This is a genomic window from Stutzerimonas balearica DSM 6083, from assembly GCF_000818015.1.
In the GTDB taxonomy this organism is placed as follows: Bacteria; Pseudomonadota; Gammaproteobacteria; order Pseudomonadales; family Pseudomonadaceae; genus Stutzerimonas; species Stutzerimonas balearica.
In genome coordinates this window covers 2,752,366-2,767,624 of sequence record NZ_CP007511.1, presented here as the reverse complement: position 1 = coordinate 2,767,624, position 15,259 = coordinate 2,752,366, and the positions used below count along the sequence as shown (strand labels likewise).

The 15,259-nt window shown below is 64.4% G+C and carries 19 protein-coding genes; 10 read left to right on the top strand and 9 right to left on the bottom strand.

Going from position 1 to position 15,259, the window contains the following annotated elements; genetic code table 11:
* The first annotated feature begins 89 nt into the window (after nt 1-89).
* Nucleotides 90-521 (top strand): universal stress protein, encoded by a 432-nt coding sequence (locus CL52_RS12575; RefSeq protein WP_041104537.1) that lies wholly within the window; start codon nt 90-92, stop codon nt 519-521.
* 33 nt (nt 522-554) lie between these two features.
* On the opposite strand, the gene CL52_RS12570 is transcribed toward CL52_RS12575, so the two are convergent.
* The 3 genes from CL52_RS12570 to CL52_RS12560 all read right to left on the bottom strand — a co-directional run bounded on the left by CL52_RS12570 (nt 555) and on the right by CL52_RS12560 (nt 1,903).
* On the bottom strand, nt 555-896 hold the full coding sequence (locus CL52_RS12570; RefSeq protein ID WP_043221010.1) for a YajD family HNH nuclease: 342 nt from the start codon (nt 894-896) through the stop codon (nt 555-557).
* Nucleotides 897-917: 21 nt separating this feature from the next.
* On the bottom strand, nt 918-1,616 hold the full coding sequence (locus CL52_RS12565) for a YebC/PmpR family DNA-binding transcriptional regulator (RefSeq protein WP_041104540.1): 699 nt from the start codon (nt 1,614-1,616) through the stop codon (nt 918-920).
* Nucleotides 1,617-1,708: 92 nt separating this feature from the next.
* Nucleotides 1,709-1,903, bottom strand: coding sequence for a hypothetical protein (locus CL52_RS12560; protein ID WP_043221008.1), 195 nt, complete (start codon nt 1,901-1,903; stop codon nt 1,709-1,711).
* A 119-nt stretch (nt 1,904-2,022) separates the two neighbouring features.
* Between CL52_RS12560 and dgt the strand changes: the two genes are divergently transcribed.
* The 5 genes from dgt (at nt 2,023) to CL52_RS12535 (ending at nt 7,178) form a co-directional block, all read left to right on the top strand.
* Nucleotides 2,023-3,501 (top strand): dGTPase, encoded by a 1,479-nt coding sequence (gene dgt, locus CL52_RS12555; protein ID WP_043223173.1) that lies wholly within the window; start codon nt 2,023-2,025, stop codon nt 3,499-3,501.
* A 350-nt stretch (nt 3,502-3,851) separates the two neighbouring features.
* Nucleotides 3,852-5,060 (top strand): ammonium transporter, encoded by a 1,209-nt coding sequence (locus CL52_RS12550; protein ID WP_041104543.1) that lies wholly within the window; start codon nt 3,852-3,854, stop codon nt 5,058-5,060.
* A 234-nt stretch (nt 5,061-5,294) separates the two neighbouring features.
* Nucleotides 5,295-6,110: an inositol monophosphatase family protein gene (locus tag CL52_RS12545; protein WP_043221006.1), complete on the top strand. Its 816-nt coding sequence runs from the start codon at nt 5,295-5,297 to the stop codon at nt 6,108-6,110.
* A 131-nt stretch (nt 6,111-6,241) separates the two neighbouring features.
* A complete protein-coding gene (locus tag CL52_RS12540; RefSeq protein ID WP_041104545.1) occupies nt 6,242-6,502 on the top strand; it encodes a hypothetical protein in 261 nt (86 codons plus the stop codon).
* A gap of 265 nt (nt 6,503-6,767) precedes the next feature.
* A complete protein-coding gene (locus CL52_RS12535) occupies nt 6,768-7,178 on the top strand; it encodes an HPF/RaiA family ribosome-associated protein (protein ID WP_041104546.1) in 411 nt (136 codons plus the stop codon).
* A 53-nt stretch (nt 7,179-7,231) separates the two neighbouring features.
* Here the strand turns inward: CL52_RS12535 and CL52_RS12530 are convergent, their stop codons facing one another.
* Nucleotides 7,232-7,696: a DUF3597 domain-containing protein gene (locus CL52_RS12530; protein ID WP_041104548.1), complete on the bottom strand. Its 465-nt coding sequence runs from the start codon at nt 7,694-7,696 to the stop codon at nt 7,232-7,234.
* Nucleotides 7,697-7,840: 144 nt separating this feature from the next.
* Here CL52_RS12530 and CL52_RS12525 point away from each other — a divergent pair, with 144 nt between their 5' ends.
* Together CL52_RS12525 and CL52_RS12520 are read left to right on the top strand one after the other, a co-directional pair.
* Nucleotides 7,841-8,746, top strand: a complete 906-nt coding sequence (locus tag CL52_RS12525) for a prenyltransferase (protein WP_043221003.1) — start codon at nt 7,841-7,843, stop codon at nt 8,744-8,746.
* A gap of 79 nt (nt 8,747-8,825) precedes the next feature.
* Complete coding sequence (locus tag CL52_RS12520; RefSeq protein WP_041106538.1) at nt 8,826-9,086, top strand: DUF2789 domain-containing protein; 261 nt, start codon at nt 8,826-8,828, stop codon at nt 9,084-9,086.
* Nucleotides 9,087-9,127: 41 nt separating this feature from the next.
* On the opposite strand, the gene CL52_RS12515 is transcribed toward CL52_RS12520, so the two are convergent.
* Nucleotides 9,128-9,409, bottom strand: a complete 282-nt coding sequence (locus CL52_RS12515) for a peptidylprolyl isomerase (protein ID WP_041106536.1) — start codon at nt 9,407-9,409, stop codon at nt 9,128-9,130.
* Nucleotides 9,410-9,568: 159 nt separating this feature from the next.
* Between CL52_RS12515 and CL52_RS12510 the strand changes: the two genes are divergently transcribed.
* On the top strand, nt 9,569-9,796 hold the full coding sequence (locus CL52_RS12510; protein WP_041106614.1) for a hypothetical protein: 228 nt from the start codon (nt 9,569-9,571) through the stop codon (nt 9,794-9,796).
* A complete protein-coding gene (locus CL52_RS12505) occupies nt 9,793-10,083 on the top strand; it encodes a cell division protein ZapA (protein ID WP_043221000.1) in 291 nt (96 codons plus the stop codon). The genes CL52_RS12510 and CL52_RS12505 overlap by 4 nt, the downstream gene beginning before the upstream one ends.
* A 4-nt stretch (nt 10,084-10,087) precedes the next feature.
* Here CL52_RS12505 and glpD read toward each other — a convergent pair whose 3' ends face one another.
* The 4 genes from glpD to CL52_RS12485 form a co-directional block, all read right to left on the bottom strand.
* Entirely contained in the window at nt 10,088-11,623 is a 1,536-nt protein-coding gene (gene glpD, locus CL52_RS12500) for a glycerol-3-phosphate dehydrogenase (RefSeq protein ID WP_043220998.1), read from the bottom strand.
* Between the two features lie 148 nt (nt 11,624-11,771).
* Nucleotides 11,772-12,530 carry a DeoR family transcriptional regulator gene (locus CL52_RS12495; RefSeq protein ID WP_043220995.1) on the bottom strand — a complete coding sequence of 253 codons (759 nt, stop codon included), beginning with the start codon at nt 12,528-12,530 and terminating at the stop codon, nt 11,772-11,774.
* 132 nt (nt 12,531-12,662) lie between these two features.
* Nucleotides 12,663-14,171, bottom strand: coding sequence for a glycerol kinase GlpK (glpK, locus tag CL52_RS12490; RefSeq protein ID WP_043220993.1), 1,509 nt, complete (start codon nt 14,169-14,171; stop codon nt 12,663-12,665).
* A gap of 11 nt (nt 14,172-14,182) precedes the next feature.
* Nucleotides 14,183-15,064 carry an MIP/aquaporin family protein gene (locus tag CL52_RS12485; RefSeq protein WP_041106524.1) on the bottom strand — a complete coding sequence of 294 codons (882 nt, stop codon included), beginning with the start codon at nt 15,062-15,064 and terminating at the stop codon, nt 14,183-14,185.
* Nucleotides 15,065-15,259 lie beyond the last annotated feature (195 nt).

Genomic DNA, 15,259 nt, shown 5'->3' with positions numbered 1-15,259 from the left:
CTTGTGCCAGATCAACACAAGCGCGGCGGTGCGCCCTGCGTCGCGTTGGCCTGCGCTATGCTCTAAACCTCACATCAAGGGAGGTGACTATGCGCAAGCTTCTTGTGGCTTTCGATGGTTCGGACAATGCCCGGCGGGCCCTGCAGTACGTGGTCGACCTGGCAGGCGAGCTCAAAAGCGTGCCGCAGGTGCACGTGATCAACGTCCAGCAGGAGCCGGTGCTCTATGGCGAGTACGTCAGTGCCAGCATGATCGAGGAGATCAACAACGGCTTGATGGCCCAGTCGCGCGGCCTGCTCGACGAAGCCTCGAAGACCCTGAACGCGGCCGGCATCCAGGCCGAGACGCACACCGTCATGGGCAATGCGGCCGACCAGATCAGTGCAGCGGTCAGCCGCCTCGGTTGCGACACGCTGGTGATGGGCACCCGCGGGCTTGGCAACTTCACCGGCCTGGTGATGGGCTCGGTGACCAACCGGGTCGTGCACGAGTCGGCTATCCCGGTCGTACTGGTCAAATGACCGGCAACTGAGAACAGGGGCGAGGCAAGGGCCTCAGCCCTTGTCCTTGAGCAGCTCTGCCAGGCCGGCGAGGGCCTTGAAGGTTTCCTTGCGCCCCAAATCGGCACCGGCGCGCGGCGCAGCCTGGTATTGCGCGTCGGTATAGCGAGCATGCTCGTTGTCGTGGCAATACAGGCAGAGCAGCTCCCAGTTCGATCCGTCCTCGGGATTGTTGTCGTGGTTGTGGTCCTTGTGATGGACCGTCAACTCGCTCAAACGCTTGCCCGAAAACTCCCGTGCGCAACGACCGCACACCCAGGGGAACATCTTCAGGGCCTTCTCCCGGTACCCTTGCTCGCGCTGGCTATAAGGAATGTCCGGCTTCTTCGCTGTCATGCTGCCTGCCTCCCAATGCTCTCAGCCGGCAAGGCCGACATAGACGTTCTGCACATCGTCGTGCGAGTCGATCGCCTCGAGAAAGGCTTCCACTTCTTCCAGCTCCGCACCGCTGAGTGACACCGGGTTCTTCGGGCGGTAGCCGAGCGTGGCGGATTGCACGGTAAAGCCGAAGTCGGGCAGGGCCTTGCATACCGCGTCCAGGTCAGTGGGCTCGGTAATGAACAGCGTTGCGCCTTCGTCGGCGGCCTCGAAATCCTGGGCGCCGGCCTCGATGGCGGCCAACTCGGCGTCCGCGCCGGCTTCGGGCGTCGCCTCGATCATGCCGACGTGGTCGAAGTCCCAGCTCACCGAGCCGGACGAGCCGAGCTGGCCCTTGCGGAACAGCACGCGAATTTCCGCGACCGTGCGGTTGAGGTTGTCAGTCAGGCACTCGACGATCACCGGCACCTGATGCGGGGCGAAACCCTCGTAAAGGGTGCGCTCGTAATGGACCACCTCGCCGGTGAGGCCGGCACCCTTCTTGATGGCGCGCTCGAGCGTGTCCTTGGGCATCGAGGCCTTCTTGGCCTGGTGCACGGCCAGGCGCAGCTTGGCGTTGGTCTCCGGATCGGCGCCGTTACGCGCGGCGATCATGATTTCCTTCACCAGCTTGCCGAAGATCTTGCCCTTGGCATTGGCGGCGGCTTCCTTGGGTTTGGCTTTCCACTGTGCGCCCATGGTTCATCTCATGTGATGGTCGATGTCGCGCGGATTCTAGCCCCTTGGCGAGGCGCCGGCACCTGCCGGCGAGCGATTCACGCGACGCCCGCTCAAGCGCTTGCCTGGGTCAGGCGCTGCAGTTCGCGGCGCACCATGGCGGCATAGGCCGGCGGGCTGAGCCGATAGAGTTCGGTTGCGACCCAGGCCAGCCAGCGAGACCCCAGGCGGGCGCGCTCATCCAGCAGGCGCTGTGCTTCGGCCGTGGCACGCTCGGCATGCGCGCGGTGAAAATCGGCTCGGGACATGGCAGTGCTCTTCGCTCGCGAGGGTTGAAGCGGCCAGCCTACGCCAGGTGCGCTGCCTTGGTAATAGTGGTGCGACAGGTTAGGCTCGGCAGCTTCGGAGGTCTTTCGGATTGCATCTCTTGGCTATCGATTTCAAGTGCAGGGTGACTCGTCAGCGGCCATACGGGCGCGCGGAGCAGGGAGCGGCCGGTGGCCTGTCGGCGATCGTCGATCAGCTGGAAAGCGATCGCGGCCGCATCATCAACTCCGCCGCCGTCCGTCGGCTGCAGCAGAAAACCCAGGTGTTCCCGCTCGAGCGCAATGCGGCGGTACGCAGCCGGCTGACTCATTCGCTGGAAGTGCAGCAGGCCGGGCGTTTCATCGTGCGCACCTTGTACAAGCAGCTCGGTGAGCGGGCCGGCGAGGTCGGGCTCGATGGGCTGGAGGGCGCACTGGAGACGCTCGTCGAGATGACCTGCCTGATGCATGACATCGGCAATCCGCCATTCGGACACTTTGGCGAGTACGCCATCGGCCAGTGGTTCGACCAGCATCTGGACGCGCTCTTCGACCAGGCGCTTGGCCAGCGGGGCGACCCGGCGCTGCGTCATCGCATGCTTTGCGATCTCAAGCAGTTCGAAGGCAATGCCCAGGCGGTTCGCCTGGTGGTGACCCTGTTACGCCTGAACCTCACCTATACCCAGACGGCCGGGCTGCTCAAGTACGTGCGTGCGGCCTATGCACCCAAACCGGATAAAGGTACGCCGGGCGCCTACCTGCGCAAGAAGCCGGGCTTCTATCTTTCCGAGGAAGGTTTCGTCGCTGAACTGCACGAGGCGCTCGGCATGGCACCGGGCACTCGCCACCCGGTCGCCTACATCATGGAGGCGGCGGACGACATAGCCTACTGCCTGGCCGATATCGAGGACTCGGTCGAGAAGGGCATCTTCAGCATCGAGCAGCTGGCGCAGCTGCTGGTCGAGCGCTTCGCCACGCATGCCTCGCCGGATTCACCGATCCCGGGCAGCAATCGCAGTTTCGCCAGCATGGTCGGTTACGCACTCGAGCGCGCGCACAGGGAACCGATCAACAGGAACGGCGAGTTCTTTATCTGGCTGCGCGTCAATCTGGTGCATCCGTTGGTGCAGCATGCCGCGCGGCAGTTCATCGACAACATCGAGGCGATCTTCCACGGCACGCTGGACCGTGCGCTCCTGGAGGATCGGAGCCTGCCCAACGCGATAGTCGCCACCTTCAAGGATGTGGCCATGGCCCGGGTGTTCTGCCATCCGGAAGTCGAGACGCTACAACTGCAGGGCCACCGGATCCTGCAGGGCTTGCTCGATCACTACGCGCCGTTGCTGCGAGTAAGCCCAGCGCTCTTCGAGCAGTTGACCGTAGGCAGCTGCCGCGAGGAGCCTCATCTGCAAATGCTGGCGCGCCGCCTGCCGAGCCTGCTGATCAAGGCCTATCACGAAGCCCTGCGCGGCGCAGACCCGGATGCGCCCGATTGGCCGCTATGGGAGTTCTACCATCGCACCCGCATGCTGCAGGACTTCGTCAGCGGGATGACCGACCAGCACGCCTGGGACGAATACCGCACGTTGCAGGTGATCTGAGTCTTCGCAGCGCCGACGTCCGAATATGCTTTGCGCCAACGCAGTGCCGCGGGACGGCGCCTGCCCCGATGTGCAGCATCGAGCCGAGGCAATACCGGCTCGCTTGGTACGCGCGTTGCATTGCTTCGGTGCAGGAAATACCTGATCAGCTCCAACTTGGCGCGATCCGGTTTTCCAGAATTGGCAGCAACCTGTTAAAAATCAAATACTTGCCTGATTTCCATCAGCGAGCCCTCGCCACGGCGGGCCGGGGATGCGGTCTTGGAAAAGATGGCAGCGACGCATCTTGGTGCGGTGGGGTTTTCGAGGTTGCCGTTTTGGTGCGATTTCTCCTGAGGCAGTAGCGAACCATGGAAAACCTCGATAGTGCCGTGCAGTCCCTGGTGCACGGCTCCAACACGCTTTTCATCCTGATCGGTGCCGTGATGGTGCTGGCGATGCACGCCGGCTTCGCCTTTCTGGAGGTGGGTACGGTGCGCCTGAAGAACCAGGTCAACGCACTGTCGAAGATCATCACCGACTTCGCCGTCTCGACCCTGGCCTACTTCTTCATCGGCTACTGGATCGCCTACGGCGTCACCTTCATGAACCCGGCCGATCAGTTGGTGGCCGATCACGGCTATGCGCTGGTGAAGTTCTTCTTTCTGCTTACCTTTGCCGCGGCCATCCCGGCGATCATTTCCGGTGGTATCGCCGAGCGCGCCAAGTTCGGCCCGCAGCTATGCGCCACGCTGCTGATCGTTGCCTTCGTCTATCCCTTCTTCGAAGGCCTGATCTGGAACGGCAACCTGGGCCTGCAGGCCTGGCTGGAGGCGACCTTTGGCGCGGCCTTCCATGACTTCGCCGGCTCCGTGGTGGTGCATGCCATGGGGGGCTGGCTGGCCTTCGGTGCGGTGATCCTGCTCGGCCGGCGCAACGGTCGCTACCGTGATGGCCGCCTGGTTGCCTTTGCGCCCTCGAACATCCCGTTCCTGGCGCTGGGCTCGTGGATCCTCATCGTCGGCTGGTTCGGCTTCAACGTGATGAGTGCGCAGTCACTCGAGGGCATCAGCGGCCTGGTCGCCGTCAACTCGCTGATGGCGATGGTCGGCGGTACGGCCTCGGCCTGGCTGGTTGGCCGCAACGACCCGGGCTTTCTGCACAACGGGCCGCTGGCCGGGCTGGTAGCCGTTTGCGCCGGTTCCGACCTGATGCACCCGGTGGGTGCGCTGGCCACCGGAGCGATCGCCGGAGCACTGTTCGTCTGGGCGTTCACCGCCACCCAGAACAAGTGGAAGATCGACGACGTGCTCGGCGTCTGGCCGCTGCACGGCCTGTGTGGTGTCTGGGGCGGAGTCGCTTGCGGCCTGTTCGGCCAGCACTGGCTTGGCGGCCTGGGCGGCGTCAGCCTGGCCAGCCAGTTGATTGGCTCGCTACTGGGCGTTGGTGTGGCGCTGGTCGGCGGTTTTGCGGTTTATGGTCTGCTGCGCGCCACGCTCGGTATCCGTTTGTCGCAGGAAGAGGAATTCAACGGCGCGGATCTGTCGATTCACCGCATCGGTGCGCTTAATCAGGATTGACGCGGCGCGGGCGAACGCCAGTCGTTCGCCCGCAGTCGGCCCGTTGTGAGCAGCGCCCGGTTACTGGAGCAGGAATGCCGCAAGCGGGGCAGGTGGGTGCAGCGCGATGAAGGGGGCAGCGAGCTGAGCCGGTGCGACGCTCTGCTCCCTCGTGTCAGGAAAACCGGCCTGGCGGCGGTGTCTCTTGCCTGGCAGCTTGTCTAGAATCGCGCCTCCGCCTACAGGAAGCCCGCCATGACGCCTGCCGACCAGCCGCTCGATATCGACGCCCGTTACGCCTTTGCCTGCTCCCTGGCGCGCGAAGCGGCGCAGATGGGCATGGCACTGTATCGCTCGCGCGCGACGCTGACGGTCGAACACAAGGGCGGCGACCGGCAGGATGTCGTCAGCGTCGCGGACCAGCGGATCGAGCAGTTCCTGCGCTCGCAGCTGGCCGAACGGTTTCCCGAAGACGGTTTTCTCGGCGAGGAAAGCGGCGCCGCCGACCTCAAGGCCCGTTGCGTGTGGGTGATTGATCCGATCGACGGAACCGCCTGCTTCCTGCATGGGCTGCACAACTGGTGCGTATCGGTTGGCCTCTTGGTCGATGGCCAACCCTGTGTTGGCGCCATCGCCGACCCCAACCACGACGAACTCTTTCATGGCTGCCTGGGACGCGGCGCCTATGTCAATGAAGAGCCGCTAAAGGCCAGTGCGGCGACCCACGTCAGTGAGGGGCTCACCGGGGCGGGTACCTTCCATCCGCGCGGCAAGGAGCACTTCATTCCCTTCCTCGTGCAGTTGCTTGCCGAGGGCGGAATGTTCCTGCGCAACGGCTCTGGCGCGCTGATGACGGCCTATGTCGCCGCCGGACGCCTGATCGGTTACTACGAGACCCAGCTCAAGAGCTGGGATTGCCTCGCCGGGTTGGTCCTGGTGAAGGAGGCCGGCGCGCTGGCGAACGACTTTCTGCGCGGCGATGGGCTGCTCGAGGGCAACCCCTATCTCGTGGCAGCCCCCGGTGTGTATGCGCAACTGTCGCGCATGATCGGGCCCTCGCTGGACGCCTGAGCCGAGTCGGCGCGTTCGTCGGTACGGCTTGCGTCGGCCGAACTCTGCGCGCAGCCTTGGACAGACCCCGGTGCGGCAGCCGCCGAGCGGTCGCCGGGGGCAAAGCCAAGGCTGATTGCGAGGTAACGACCATGAGCACCATGCAATGCACCTACCGCGACCACACCATCGTCGCCGACGTCATGGAGTACCCGGGGGCTCCTACTCCCTGGGCCCTGGGCTGTCGGATCACCGATCCCGCCGGACATACCACTCGGCGCTTGCCGGTTTCGGGTAGTCACGGCTTCGTCAGCGAACTGCAGATCGCCCAGCGGCTGTCGCTGGCACACGGGCGCTGGCTGGTCGATCAGGCGCTCGATCACGGGCATGCGCTGTTTTCGCAGGCGGCCTGAGACCGTCTGCAAACGACCTTCCCGGGCCGCCGATCGCGCGGCCCGCATTTTCTTACAGTTTGTTGTCTCGGGCGTTGGCGTTGCGAACGGCATCGCAACGGCTACGAACCGCTGCTAGCGGGCTGCACCCTGCGCCGAACCTGTTCGTGCTCCGGCAGCCGCTGCGCGATTTTGCCCATTGCGCATCGGGCCGGACGGTGGCATAGCTGGTGCCAGGCCACTCGACGACGGTGGCCGTGTCCACAAGCCAAGGTAAGGACGACTTATGCAAATCCAGGTTCACAGCGATAACCATATCGACGGCAGTGCCCGGCTTGCAGACTGGGTGAGTGCCAGTGTCGCCAGCAGACTGGAGCGCTACGACGACGATCTGACGCGGATCGTCGTGCATCTGAGTGATGAGAACGGAGACAAGGCTGGCGCCCAGGACAAGCGCTGCCAGATGGAGGCGCGGCCCAAGGGGCTGCAGCCGGTTTCGGTGACCCACAAGGCCGAGTCGCTGGAACTGGCCATCGACGGCGCCATGGAAAAGCTCGACAAGGCCCTCGGCCATCAGTTCGGCAAGGCGCGTGCGAAGCGCAATGCAGTCGCCGCGCAGCCGCTGGGTTCCAGCGCGGCGAGCGATGCTCTGCTGGAGGAGGACTTCCTCGCCGATGAGCAGGCCCGCCTGGCCTGAGCGCTAGCAAGTAGCCGGTAATGAGGGCCGCCGTGAGGCGGCCCTTTGCATTTCTAGTGCAGCAGTTCGGGCGGAACGCTACCGCCGTGATCGGCGACCCGCTTGAGTACTTCACGGTGCAACCACATGTTCATCTGCGCCGAGTCGCTCATTTTCTCGGCCGGGCAGCCCAGCTCGACGGCCAGCTCGCGGCGCGATTCCAGGCTGCTGTCCAGGCCGAGCAGCTTCATCAGGTCGACGATCGATGTCCGCCAGTTGAGCTTTTCGGCATGACTGGCAGCCATCGAATCGAGCTTGGCTGCTACGTCCACCTGGGACAGGTGGGCGGGGGCCGCGTTAAGGTCCTGGCCCGGTGCCAGGGTCGCATTATCGGTGGCGGATGGCCGATTGGTAGTCAGCGTCGCGCCTTGTTCATTGCTGGTCGAGGCGCTGGTGGGCGCGGTGCTGGTCGGCTTGTGTGCTTCGTTGGAAACGCCACCAAGGCCCAGTTTCTCTTTGATGCGGTCGAACAGTCCCATGGCAAGACCCTCTTGCGGTGAATGGCTTCGCGTTGGACCGCCGAATCAGGCAAAGCGCTCGGCTGCGCCGTGCTGACCTGAGTCAACGGGCCTGGCGACGGACCGTTCCACCATGGCGGGGCCATCTTCGTGGGAGCCAGGCAAATGCCGGAATTTCTGGCCGGACTGGGCGTGATCCGGTTTCGCTTTCTGCTGCAAGCCGTCACCTGTGTGGCGTTGGGCGTCGCGCTGGCCATACGGCAGGTCGGCAGCCAGATCGCGTTGTGGGACGTGCTGGCGGTACTGATCGGCGCAATCGCCGCGCATGCGGCGGTGAATGCGCTGAACGAATATGCCGATTTTCGTAGCGGGCTGGATCAACAGACTCGACGCACGGCGTTCAGCGGCGGCAGCGGGACACTTCCTGCACAGCCGGGGCTCGCACCCGTGGCGCTCTGGCTGGGCATCGGCAGCCTGGCGCTTTGCGCTGCCAGCGGCGCCTGGCTTCTCTGGCGCGATCCGACCCTGGCCCTGCGCCTGGGGCCGCTAGGATTGCTCGGGCTGTTGCTGGTCGTTGCCTATACTCCTTGGGTAACGAGACGGCCTTGGTTGTGCCTGGTGGCGCCTGGCCTGGGCTTCGGACCGCTGATGGTGCTCGGAACGCAGTTGGCGCTGGCAGGCAGGGTCGATGGCACCGGGTTGGCGCTTTCGCTGGTGCCTTTTGCGCTGTGCAACAACCTGCTGTTGCTCAACCAGTTTCCAGACATCGAGGCGGACCGGCGGGTTGGCCGGCGCACATTGCCCATGGTCCTCGGTTGCGCCCGCTGTGTGCGACTGCTCTGGCTGCAGTGGTTCGCCACCTATCTGCTGCTGGTGGCGGTGGTAATGGCAGGCGTCGCACCCATGGCGGTGCTGCTGGGTTGTGCGACCCTGCCGCTGGCTGTGCGCGCTGGCTGGCTGCTCCGCGGCGAGCCCTGCCGCGAGCGTGCTTTGCTGCCGGCGATGGGCTTGAACGTGGCGATCAGCGTGACGACGCCATTGCTGGTCGCGATCGGGCTGTCGCTCGGTTGATCGTGGAACCGCAGCGGGTTGGCGGCTCTCTATTGTGCAACGCCACGGTAATGCCGCTTCGATTCGAAAGGAGACTTCTATGGAACCGGTAAGCAAAACCCTCGAACTGCTTTTCGAGCAGCTCGGCCTGCCTTCCGATCAGGCGGGAATCGACGCGTTCATCGCCGAACACTACCCACTGCCCGACGACGTCAAGCTCACCGAGGCATCGTTCTGGAGCCCCGGCCAGGCGCAGATGCTGCGTGAGGCGCTGGCGAGCGACGACGCCTGGGAGCCGGTGGTCGATGAACTCAATGTGCTCCTGCACGAGAACCGTGACAGAGCCGGCGAACCGCGCTGAGCGCTACATAGAAAGGCCCGGGAAACCGGGCCTTTTCGCGTTCAGTCCTGGCGGCTGGTGACTTCCAGCAGGTGATAGCCGAACTGCGTCTTCACCGGGCCTTGCACCTGATTGAGCGGCGCGCTGAATACCACGGTATCGAACTCGCGGACCATCTGCCCCGGGCCAAAGGAACCCAGATTGCCGCCGTCACGGCCGGACGGACAGGTGGAGTGCTGACGGGCCAGCTCGGCGAAGTCGGCACCGCCTTCGATGGCGGTTTTCAGTTCATTGCACTTGGCTTCGGTGGAAACCAGGATGTGGCGGGCGGTAGCGCGTGCCATGGGAATACTCCTCTGCGAATAGGCCGCCGAGGCTACCGCAAACGTCTTCCCTTGGCGATGGCCGCCGCCGTGAGCGTTGAAGGCGTAATGAAGGCCCCTGGCAATCATCGTTTCGGGTACTCTCGCGCGCTTTTTCAAGCCGACCTGGAAACCTTTCCCATGCTCGAAGCCACCCTGGCGCAACTCGAAACCGTTATCGATGACCTGCTGCAGCGCAACCAGCAGCTCAGCGAACATTGCACGTTGCTCGAACAGCAGCTGCAGCAGGCCCGCGAGGAGAACGACAACCTGCAGCTCGCCGCACTGGAGCAGGAAGACCGCCAGGGCGCCACCCTGGCACGCCTGCAGGCCCTGCTGGACCGTGCCGCCAGTAGCTCAGCGGCATGAGTGCCGATGGGGTGCAGGTGCTGAAGGTATTCGGCCGCGAGTACTCCTTCCGCGCCCCGCCCAGCCAGGAAGCGCTGCTGCAGGATGCTGCCGCGCTCCTGCAGCAGCACCTGGCCGAGAGCCAGCGGCAGTTCCCCAACGCGACTGGCGACAAGCTGCTGGTGCTGACGGCCCTGAACCTCTGCGTACCCTTGCTGAAACAGGACGAGCAGTTACAGCGCGTCGAGCAGCGCATCGCGGCCAGCCTGGCGCGGATCAACCGGCAACTCGATGCAACCCGCGATTGACCGCTCAGGCGGCGTCGCTGCTGCGTCCGGGTTGCAGCAGCGGATGATCGGCCAGGTAACGCTGCAGCTGTGCGACCTGCTCGGGGCTGCAGACCAGGCCGAGCTTGGTGCGCCGCCAGAGGATGTCCTCGGCCTGTGTGGCCCATTCCTCGGCGAGCAGGTAATCCACTTCGGCCCGGTACAGGCCGTGGCCAAGTTCTTCACCCAGCTCGCTGCGTGAACGCGCGTCGCCCAGCATGTGCCAGACGCGACTGCCGTAGGTCGTGGCCCAGCGGTGGGCCAGCTCTGGCGTGATGTCGACGACTCGCTCGGTGAGCCGCGCAGCCAGCTCGCTGATCGAGCCGAAGCTCTCCGCGCCGGGCAATGGCGACGATGCAGTCCAGCTGTCGCCCATCTGCGTAAAGAACGGCTTGAGCTGCGCGAGCGCGGACTCGGCCAGCTTGCGGTAGGTGGTCAGCTTGCCGCCGAACACCGAAAGCAAGGGAGCCTGGCCTGGGTCAGCCGAGAGCGACAGGGTGTAGTCGCGGGTTACCGCCGAAGGGTTGTCCGATTCGTCATCGCACAGCGGCCTGACGCCGGCAAAGGTGTGCAGGATGTCCTGCGCTGCCAGCTGCTTGCGGAAATGCGCGTTGGAAATGGCCAGCAGGTAGGCGATCTCCTCTTCGCTGATGCTGACCTGCGCCGGGTCGCCCCGGTACTCGCGGTCGGTGGTGCCGATCATGGTGTAGCGATCCAGATAGGGAATCGTGAACACGATGCGGCGATCTTCGTTCTGCAGAATGTAGGCCTGTTCACCTTCGAACAGGCGCGGAACGATGATGTGGCTGCCCTGGATCAGGCGTATGCCATAGGGCGAGCGCTGCTTCAGGTTTTCGCCGATGAACTGTGCGACCCATGGGCCGGCCGCATTGACCAGCGCCTTGGCGCGTAGGGCGAAACGGCTGCCGTCGGCGCGCTGCAGCTCGACATGCCAGATGCCTCCCGCCCGCCTGGCGCTCAGGCATTGCGTGCGGGTGTGGATATGCGCGCCGTGCTCGCGTGCAGCCATGGCGTTGAGCACCACCAGCCGTGCATCGTCAACCCAGCAATCGGAATATTCGAACCCTCGGCTGATCGTCGGCTTCAGCGCGCTGTCCTGACCGAAGCGCAGGCTGCGCGAGGCGGGCAGTCGCTTGCGTGTGCCGAGGTGATCGTAAAGGAACAGCCCGGCGCGGATCATCCAGGCCGGGCGGAGGTGCGGCCGGTGCGGCAGCACGAAGCGCATCGGCTTGACGATGTGTGGCGCCTTGTTCAGCAGCACCTCGCGCTCTGCCAGCGCCTCTCGGACGAGACGAAACTCATAGTGCTCCAGGTAGCGCAGGCCACCGTGGATCAGCTTGCTGCTGGCCGAAGAGGTATGGCTGGCCAGGTCATCGCGTTCGCAAAGAAACACCGAAAGCCCACGACCGGCCGCGTCGGCAGCAATGCCGACGCCGTTGATTCCGCCGCCGATTACGGCGACGTCATAGAGCTCGGAGACGGGTTGGGGGAGATGGGGCACGGGTTCCTCCTCGAATGCGAAAGATCATGTTCGGTTTTGAACATGCTATTCGCAAAAGAATCCGCGCGAAAGGGAAAAAATGTTCGAATTCGATAAAAGGGAAAATATTTGAAAACGCGGCGCGGCTGCCCGTTAAAAATTGCGCCGTCTACTCGGCGACCTCTAGCTGTACCTTGTGTCGGGCCAGCAGCTCGACGAATACATCGGATGGCGGCGTGTCGGTGAACAGGCAGTCGATCTGTTCCAGCGAGCCCAGGCGCGTCATGGCGCTACGGCCGAACTTGCTGGAGTCCGCTGCCAGAAACACCTTGCGTGCGTTATGGATGATCGCCTGGGAGACGCGGACTTCCTGGTAATCGAAGTCGAGCAGGGTGCCGTCCTCGTCGATACCGCTGATGCCGATCAGCGCGAAATCGACCTTGAACTGGCTGATGAAATCCGCGGTGGCCTGGCCCACCACGCCGCCGTCGCTGCGCACGTTGCCGCCGGCGATCAGCACATCGAAATCTTCCTTGGTGCTGAGGATGCTCGCCACGTGCAGGTCGTTGGTGATGATCTTCAGGTCGCGATGGTTGAGCAGGGCGCGGGCGATGGCCTCGGTAGTGGTGCCGATATTGATGAACAGCGAAGCCTGATCGGGGATGCGCGCGGCCATGGCGGCGGCGATGCGCTGCTTTTCATCGCGCATCTGGTGCGCGCGCTGGTTGTAGGCAGTGTTCTGCACGCTGGAGTCGTAGGCCGCGCCGCCGTGGTAGCGCCGCAGCAGGCCGGCTTCGCCGAGCTGGTTGATGTCGCGGCGGATGGTCTGCGGGGTCACGGTGAAGTGCCGGGCCAGTTCGTCGATGCTCACATAGCCGCGTTCGCGCACGAGTTCGAGGATGTTCTGCTGCCGGGGCGCCAGGCTCATGGGGCTTCCTTGTTCGCTGTTTGGCGGGAAGCATGCCGGAGTCTGGCGTTCGGTTAAAGCGTAGCCTGTTCGGATTCGCGCATGACCGCGCCTGCCAGCGAGCCGGTCGCCGGCAGGCGTGGGCGCGTCCGCTCAGTCCTCGGCCCAGTTGCGGGTGCGCTCGACCGCCTTCTGCCAGCCGCGATAGAGCGCTTCGCGCTGTTCGCTGCCACACGCCGGTTCGAACACCCGCTCGATGCTGCTCTTGCTGCGCAGCTCGTCGAGATCGCTCCAGAAGCCTGTCGCCAGTCCGGCCAGGTAGGCTGCGCCGAGGGCGGTGGTTTCCTTCATTTGCGGGCGCTCGACCTGGGTGCCGAGCAGGTCGGCCTGGAACTGCATGAGGAAGTTGTTGGCCACCGCGCCGCCGTCCACGCGCAGGGCGCGCAGCCGCTCGCCGGCGTCCTGCTGCATGGCATCGAGCACGTCGCGGGTCTGGTAGGCGATGGACTCCAGCGCCGCACGGATCAGATGGTCAACCTTGACCCCACGGGTCAGGCCGAACAGTGCGCCGCGGGCGCGCGGATCCCAGTAGGGCGCGCCAAGACCGGTAAACGCCGGCACCAGGTAGATGCCGTTGCTGTCCGGCACCTTGGTGGCGAAGTACTCCGAGTCCAGCGATTCGTTGAGTACCTTCAGCTCGTCACGCAGCCACTGCACGGTGGAGCCGCCATTGAAGATGGCGCCTTCCAGCGCGTAATTCACTTCGCCACGTGGCCCGCAGGCGATGGTGGTGAGCAGGCCATGTTCGGATTGCACTGCCTTGGTCCCGGTGTTCATCAGCAGAAAGCAGCCGGTGCCGTAGGTGTTCTTGGCCTGCCCAGGCTCGACGCACATCTGGCCGAACAGCGCGGCCTGCTGATCCCCGGCGATACCGGCGATGGGAATGCCGGTGCTCTGGCCGGAACCGATGTAGGCGTGGCCGTAAATTTCCGAGGAGGAACGCACCTCCGGCAGCATCTCGCGCGGGATATCCAGCGCTTCGAGCATCACCGGATCCCAGTCCAGCTTGTGGATGTCGAACAGCATGGTGCGCGAGGCGTTGGTGTAGTCGGTGACGTGGGCCTTGCCCTGGGTCATCTTCCAGATCAGCCAGCAGTCGACGGTGCCGAACAGCAGTTCGCCGCGGCGGGCGCGCTCACGGCTGCCCTCGACGTGGTCGAGAATCCACTTGATCTTGGTGCCGGAGAAATAGGGGTCGATCACCAGGCCGGTGGTCTTGCGGATGTGATCGTTCATGCCGTCGCGCTTGAGCTGGTCGCAGATCGGCGTGCTCTGGCGGCTCTGCCAGACGATGGCGTTGTAGATCGGCCGGCCGCTGACCTTGTCCCAGACGATGGCGGTCTCACGCTGGTTGGTGATGCCGATGGCCGCCACCTGCTCGTTGCTGATGCCGGCCTGGGCCAGGGCTTCGACGAACACGCCGCTCTGGGTCGCCCAGATTTCCATCGGGTCGTGCTCGACCCAGCTCGGCTGCGGGTAGATCTGCGCGAACTCGCGCTGGGCGATGGTCACCACGTTGGCGTTGCGGTCCAGCACGATGGCGCGGGAGCTGGTGGTGCCCTGGTCGAGGGCTACGACGTATTGCTTGTTCGAGTTGCTCATGGCGACGTTCCTCAGCGGGCTTTGCTGACTTCGGGTTGCGCGGAATTGATTTCGGTCGGGGTGTTTTCTCGGGCGGCCGGCACTGCGCAGGCGGCTGAGCCGACTCCGGGCAGGTGCCGGCAGATCAGTGCCTTGTAGCCGGCGGCGCCGAGGCAGGCACCGAGAATCGGGGCGAACACCGGCACCAGAAAATACGGCACGCTGCGCCCGCCGGTGAGGGCGACCTCGCCCCAGCCGGCCAGAAAGGTCATCAGCTTGGGTCCCAGGTCACGCGCCGGATTCATCGCAAAGCCGGTCAGTGGTCCCATCGAGCCGCCGATGACGGCAATCAGCAAGCCGATCAGCAGCGGTGCCAGCGGCCCCCGTGGCAGGCCGTTGCCGTCGTCGGTGATGGCCATGATCATCGCCAGCAGAATCGCGGTGATCACCATTTCCACGAGAAACGCCTGGCCGAACGACAGCGAAGCGTGCGGATAGGTGGAGAAGATCGAGGCCAGCGCCAGGCTCTCCGTGCTGCCGCGGATCATCTGATGGCTCTGTTCGAAATCGAAAAACAGGCTGCTGTACAGCCCGTAGACAAGCGCCGCGGCGCAGAAGGCGCCGGCCAGCTGCGCCAGGATGTAGGCCGGCACCCGGTGGCGCTCGAAAGTGCCGAACAGCCACAGGGCGATGGTCACTGCCGGGTTCAGATGGGCACCGGAGACGCCGGCAGCCAGATAGACCGCCATCGATACACCGATACCCCAGATGATGCTGATCTCCCACAGGCCCAGATCGGCACCGCCGAGCTTGAGCGCGGCGACGCAGCCGGTACCGAAGAAGATGAGAAGGGCAGTGCCGAGAAATTCGGCGATGCATTGTCCCTTGAGCGTAGGGACGATGGGCGTACTCATGCGCGAGGCCTCGTTCAGTTGTTTTTGTTTTATTCCGAGCACTGCGGTTCGTTCGGAATTGTTCGGAAACGAAAACTTAGAGGCAAAGAAAGGCGCTGTCAAAGTAAAAAATCGAACATTTTCCTGCCATCCGTCGGAACCAAATGGCTGAGCGATTGTCCGGCACCGAGGTGTGCGGCGAGCGTTCTTGCCCGG

Excerpts from the sequence above, each read along its gene's own strand:
- CL52_RS12575 (WP_041104537.1), top strand. The coding sequence starts at position 90 with ATGCGCAAGCTTCTTGTGGCTTTCGATGGTTCGGACAATGCCCGGCGG.
- CL52_RS12570 (WP_043221010.1), bottom strand. The coding sequence starts at position 896 with ATGACAGCGAAGAAGCCGGACATTCCTTATAGCCAGCGCGAGCAAGGG.
- CL52_RS12565 (WP_041104540.1), bottom strand. The coding sequence starts at position 1,616 with ATGGGCGCACAGTGGAAAGCCAAACCCAAGGAAGCCGCCGCCAATGCC.
- CL52_RS12560 (WP_043221008.1), bottom strand. The coding sequence starts at position 1,903 with ATGTCCCGAGCCGATTTTCACCGCGCGCATGCCGAGCGTGCCACGGCC.
- CL52_RS12550 (WP_041104543.1), top strand. The coding sequence starts at position 3,852 with ATGGAAAACCTCGATAGTGCCGTGCAGTCCCTGGTGCACGGCTCCAAC.
- CL52_RS12545 (WP_043221006.1), top strand. The coding sequence starts at position 5,295 with ATGACGCCTGCCGACCAGCCGCTCGATATCGACGCCCGTTACGCCTTT.
- CL52_RS12540 (WP_041104545.1), top strand. The coding sequence starts at position 6,242 with ATGAGCACCATGCAATGCACCTACCGCGACCACACCATCGTCGCCGAC.
- CL52_RS12535 (WP_041104546.1), top strand. The coding sequence starts at position 6,768 with ATGCAAATCCAGGTTCACAGCGATAACCATATCGACGGCAGTGCCCGG.
- CL52_RS12530 (WP_041104548.1), bottom strand. The coding sequence starts at position 7,696 with ATGGGACTGTTCGACCGCATCAAAGAGAAACTGGGCCTTGGTGGCGTT.
- CL52_RS12525 (WP_043221003.1), top strand. The coding sequence starts at position 7,841 with ATGCCGGAATTTCTGGCCGGACTGGGCGTGATCCGGTTTCGCTTTCTG.
- CL52_RS12520 (WP_041106538.1), top strand. The coding sequence starts at position 8,826 with ATGGAACCGGTAAGCAAAACCCTCGAACTGCTTTTCGAGCAGCTCGGC.
- CL52_RS12515 (WP_041106536.1), bottom strand. The coding sequence starts at position 9,409 with ATGGCACGCGCTACCGCCCGCCACATCCTGGTTTCCACCGAAGCCAAG.
- CL52_RS12510 (WP_041106614.1), top strand. The coding sequence starts at position 9,569 with ATGCTCGAAGCCACCCTGGCGCAACTCGAAACCGTTATCGATGACCTG.
- CL52_RS12505 (WP_043221000.1), top strand. The coding sequence starts at position 9,793 with ATGAGTGCCGATGGGGTGCAGGTGCTGAAGGTATTCGGCCGCGAGTAC.
- CL52_RS12495 (WP_043220995.1), bottom strand. The coding sequence starts at position 12,530 with ATGAGCCTGGCGCCCCGGCAGCAGAACATCCTCGAACTCGTGCGCGAA.
- glpK (WP_043220993.1), bottom strand. The coding sequence starts at position 14,171 with ATGAGCAACTCGAACAAGCAATACGTCGTAGCCCTCGACCAGGGCACC.
- CL52_RS12485 (WP_041106524.1), bottom strand. The coding sequence starts at position 15,064 with ATGAGTACGCCCATCGTCCCTACGCTCAAGGGACAATGCATCGCCGAA.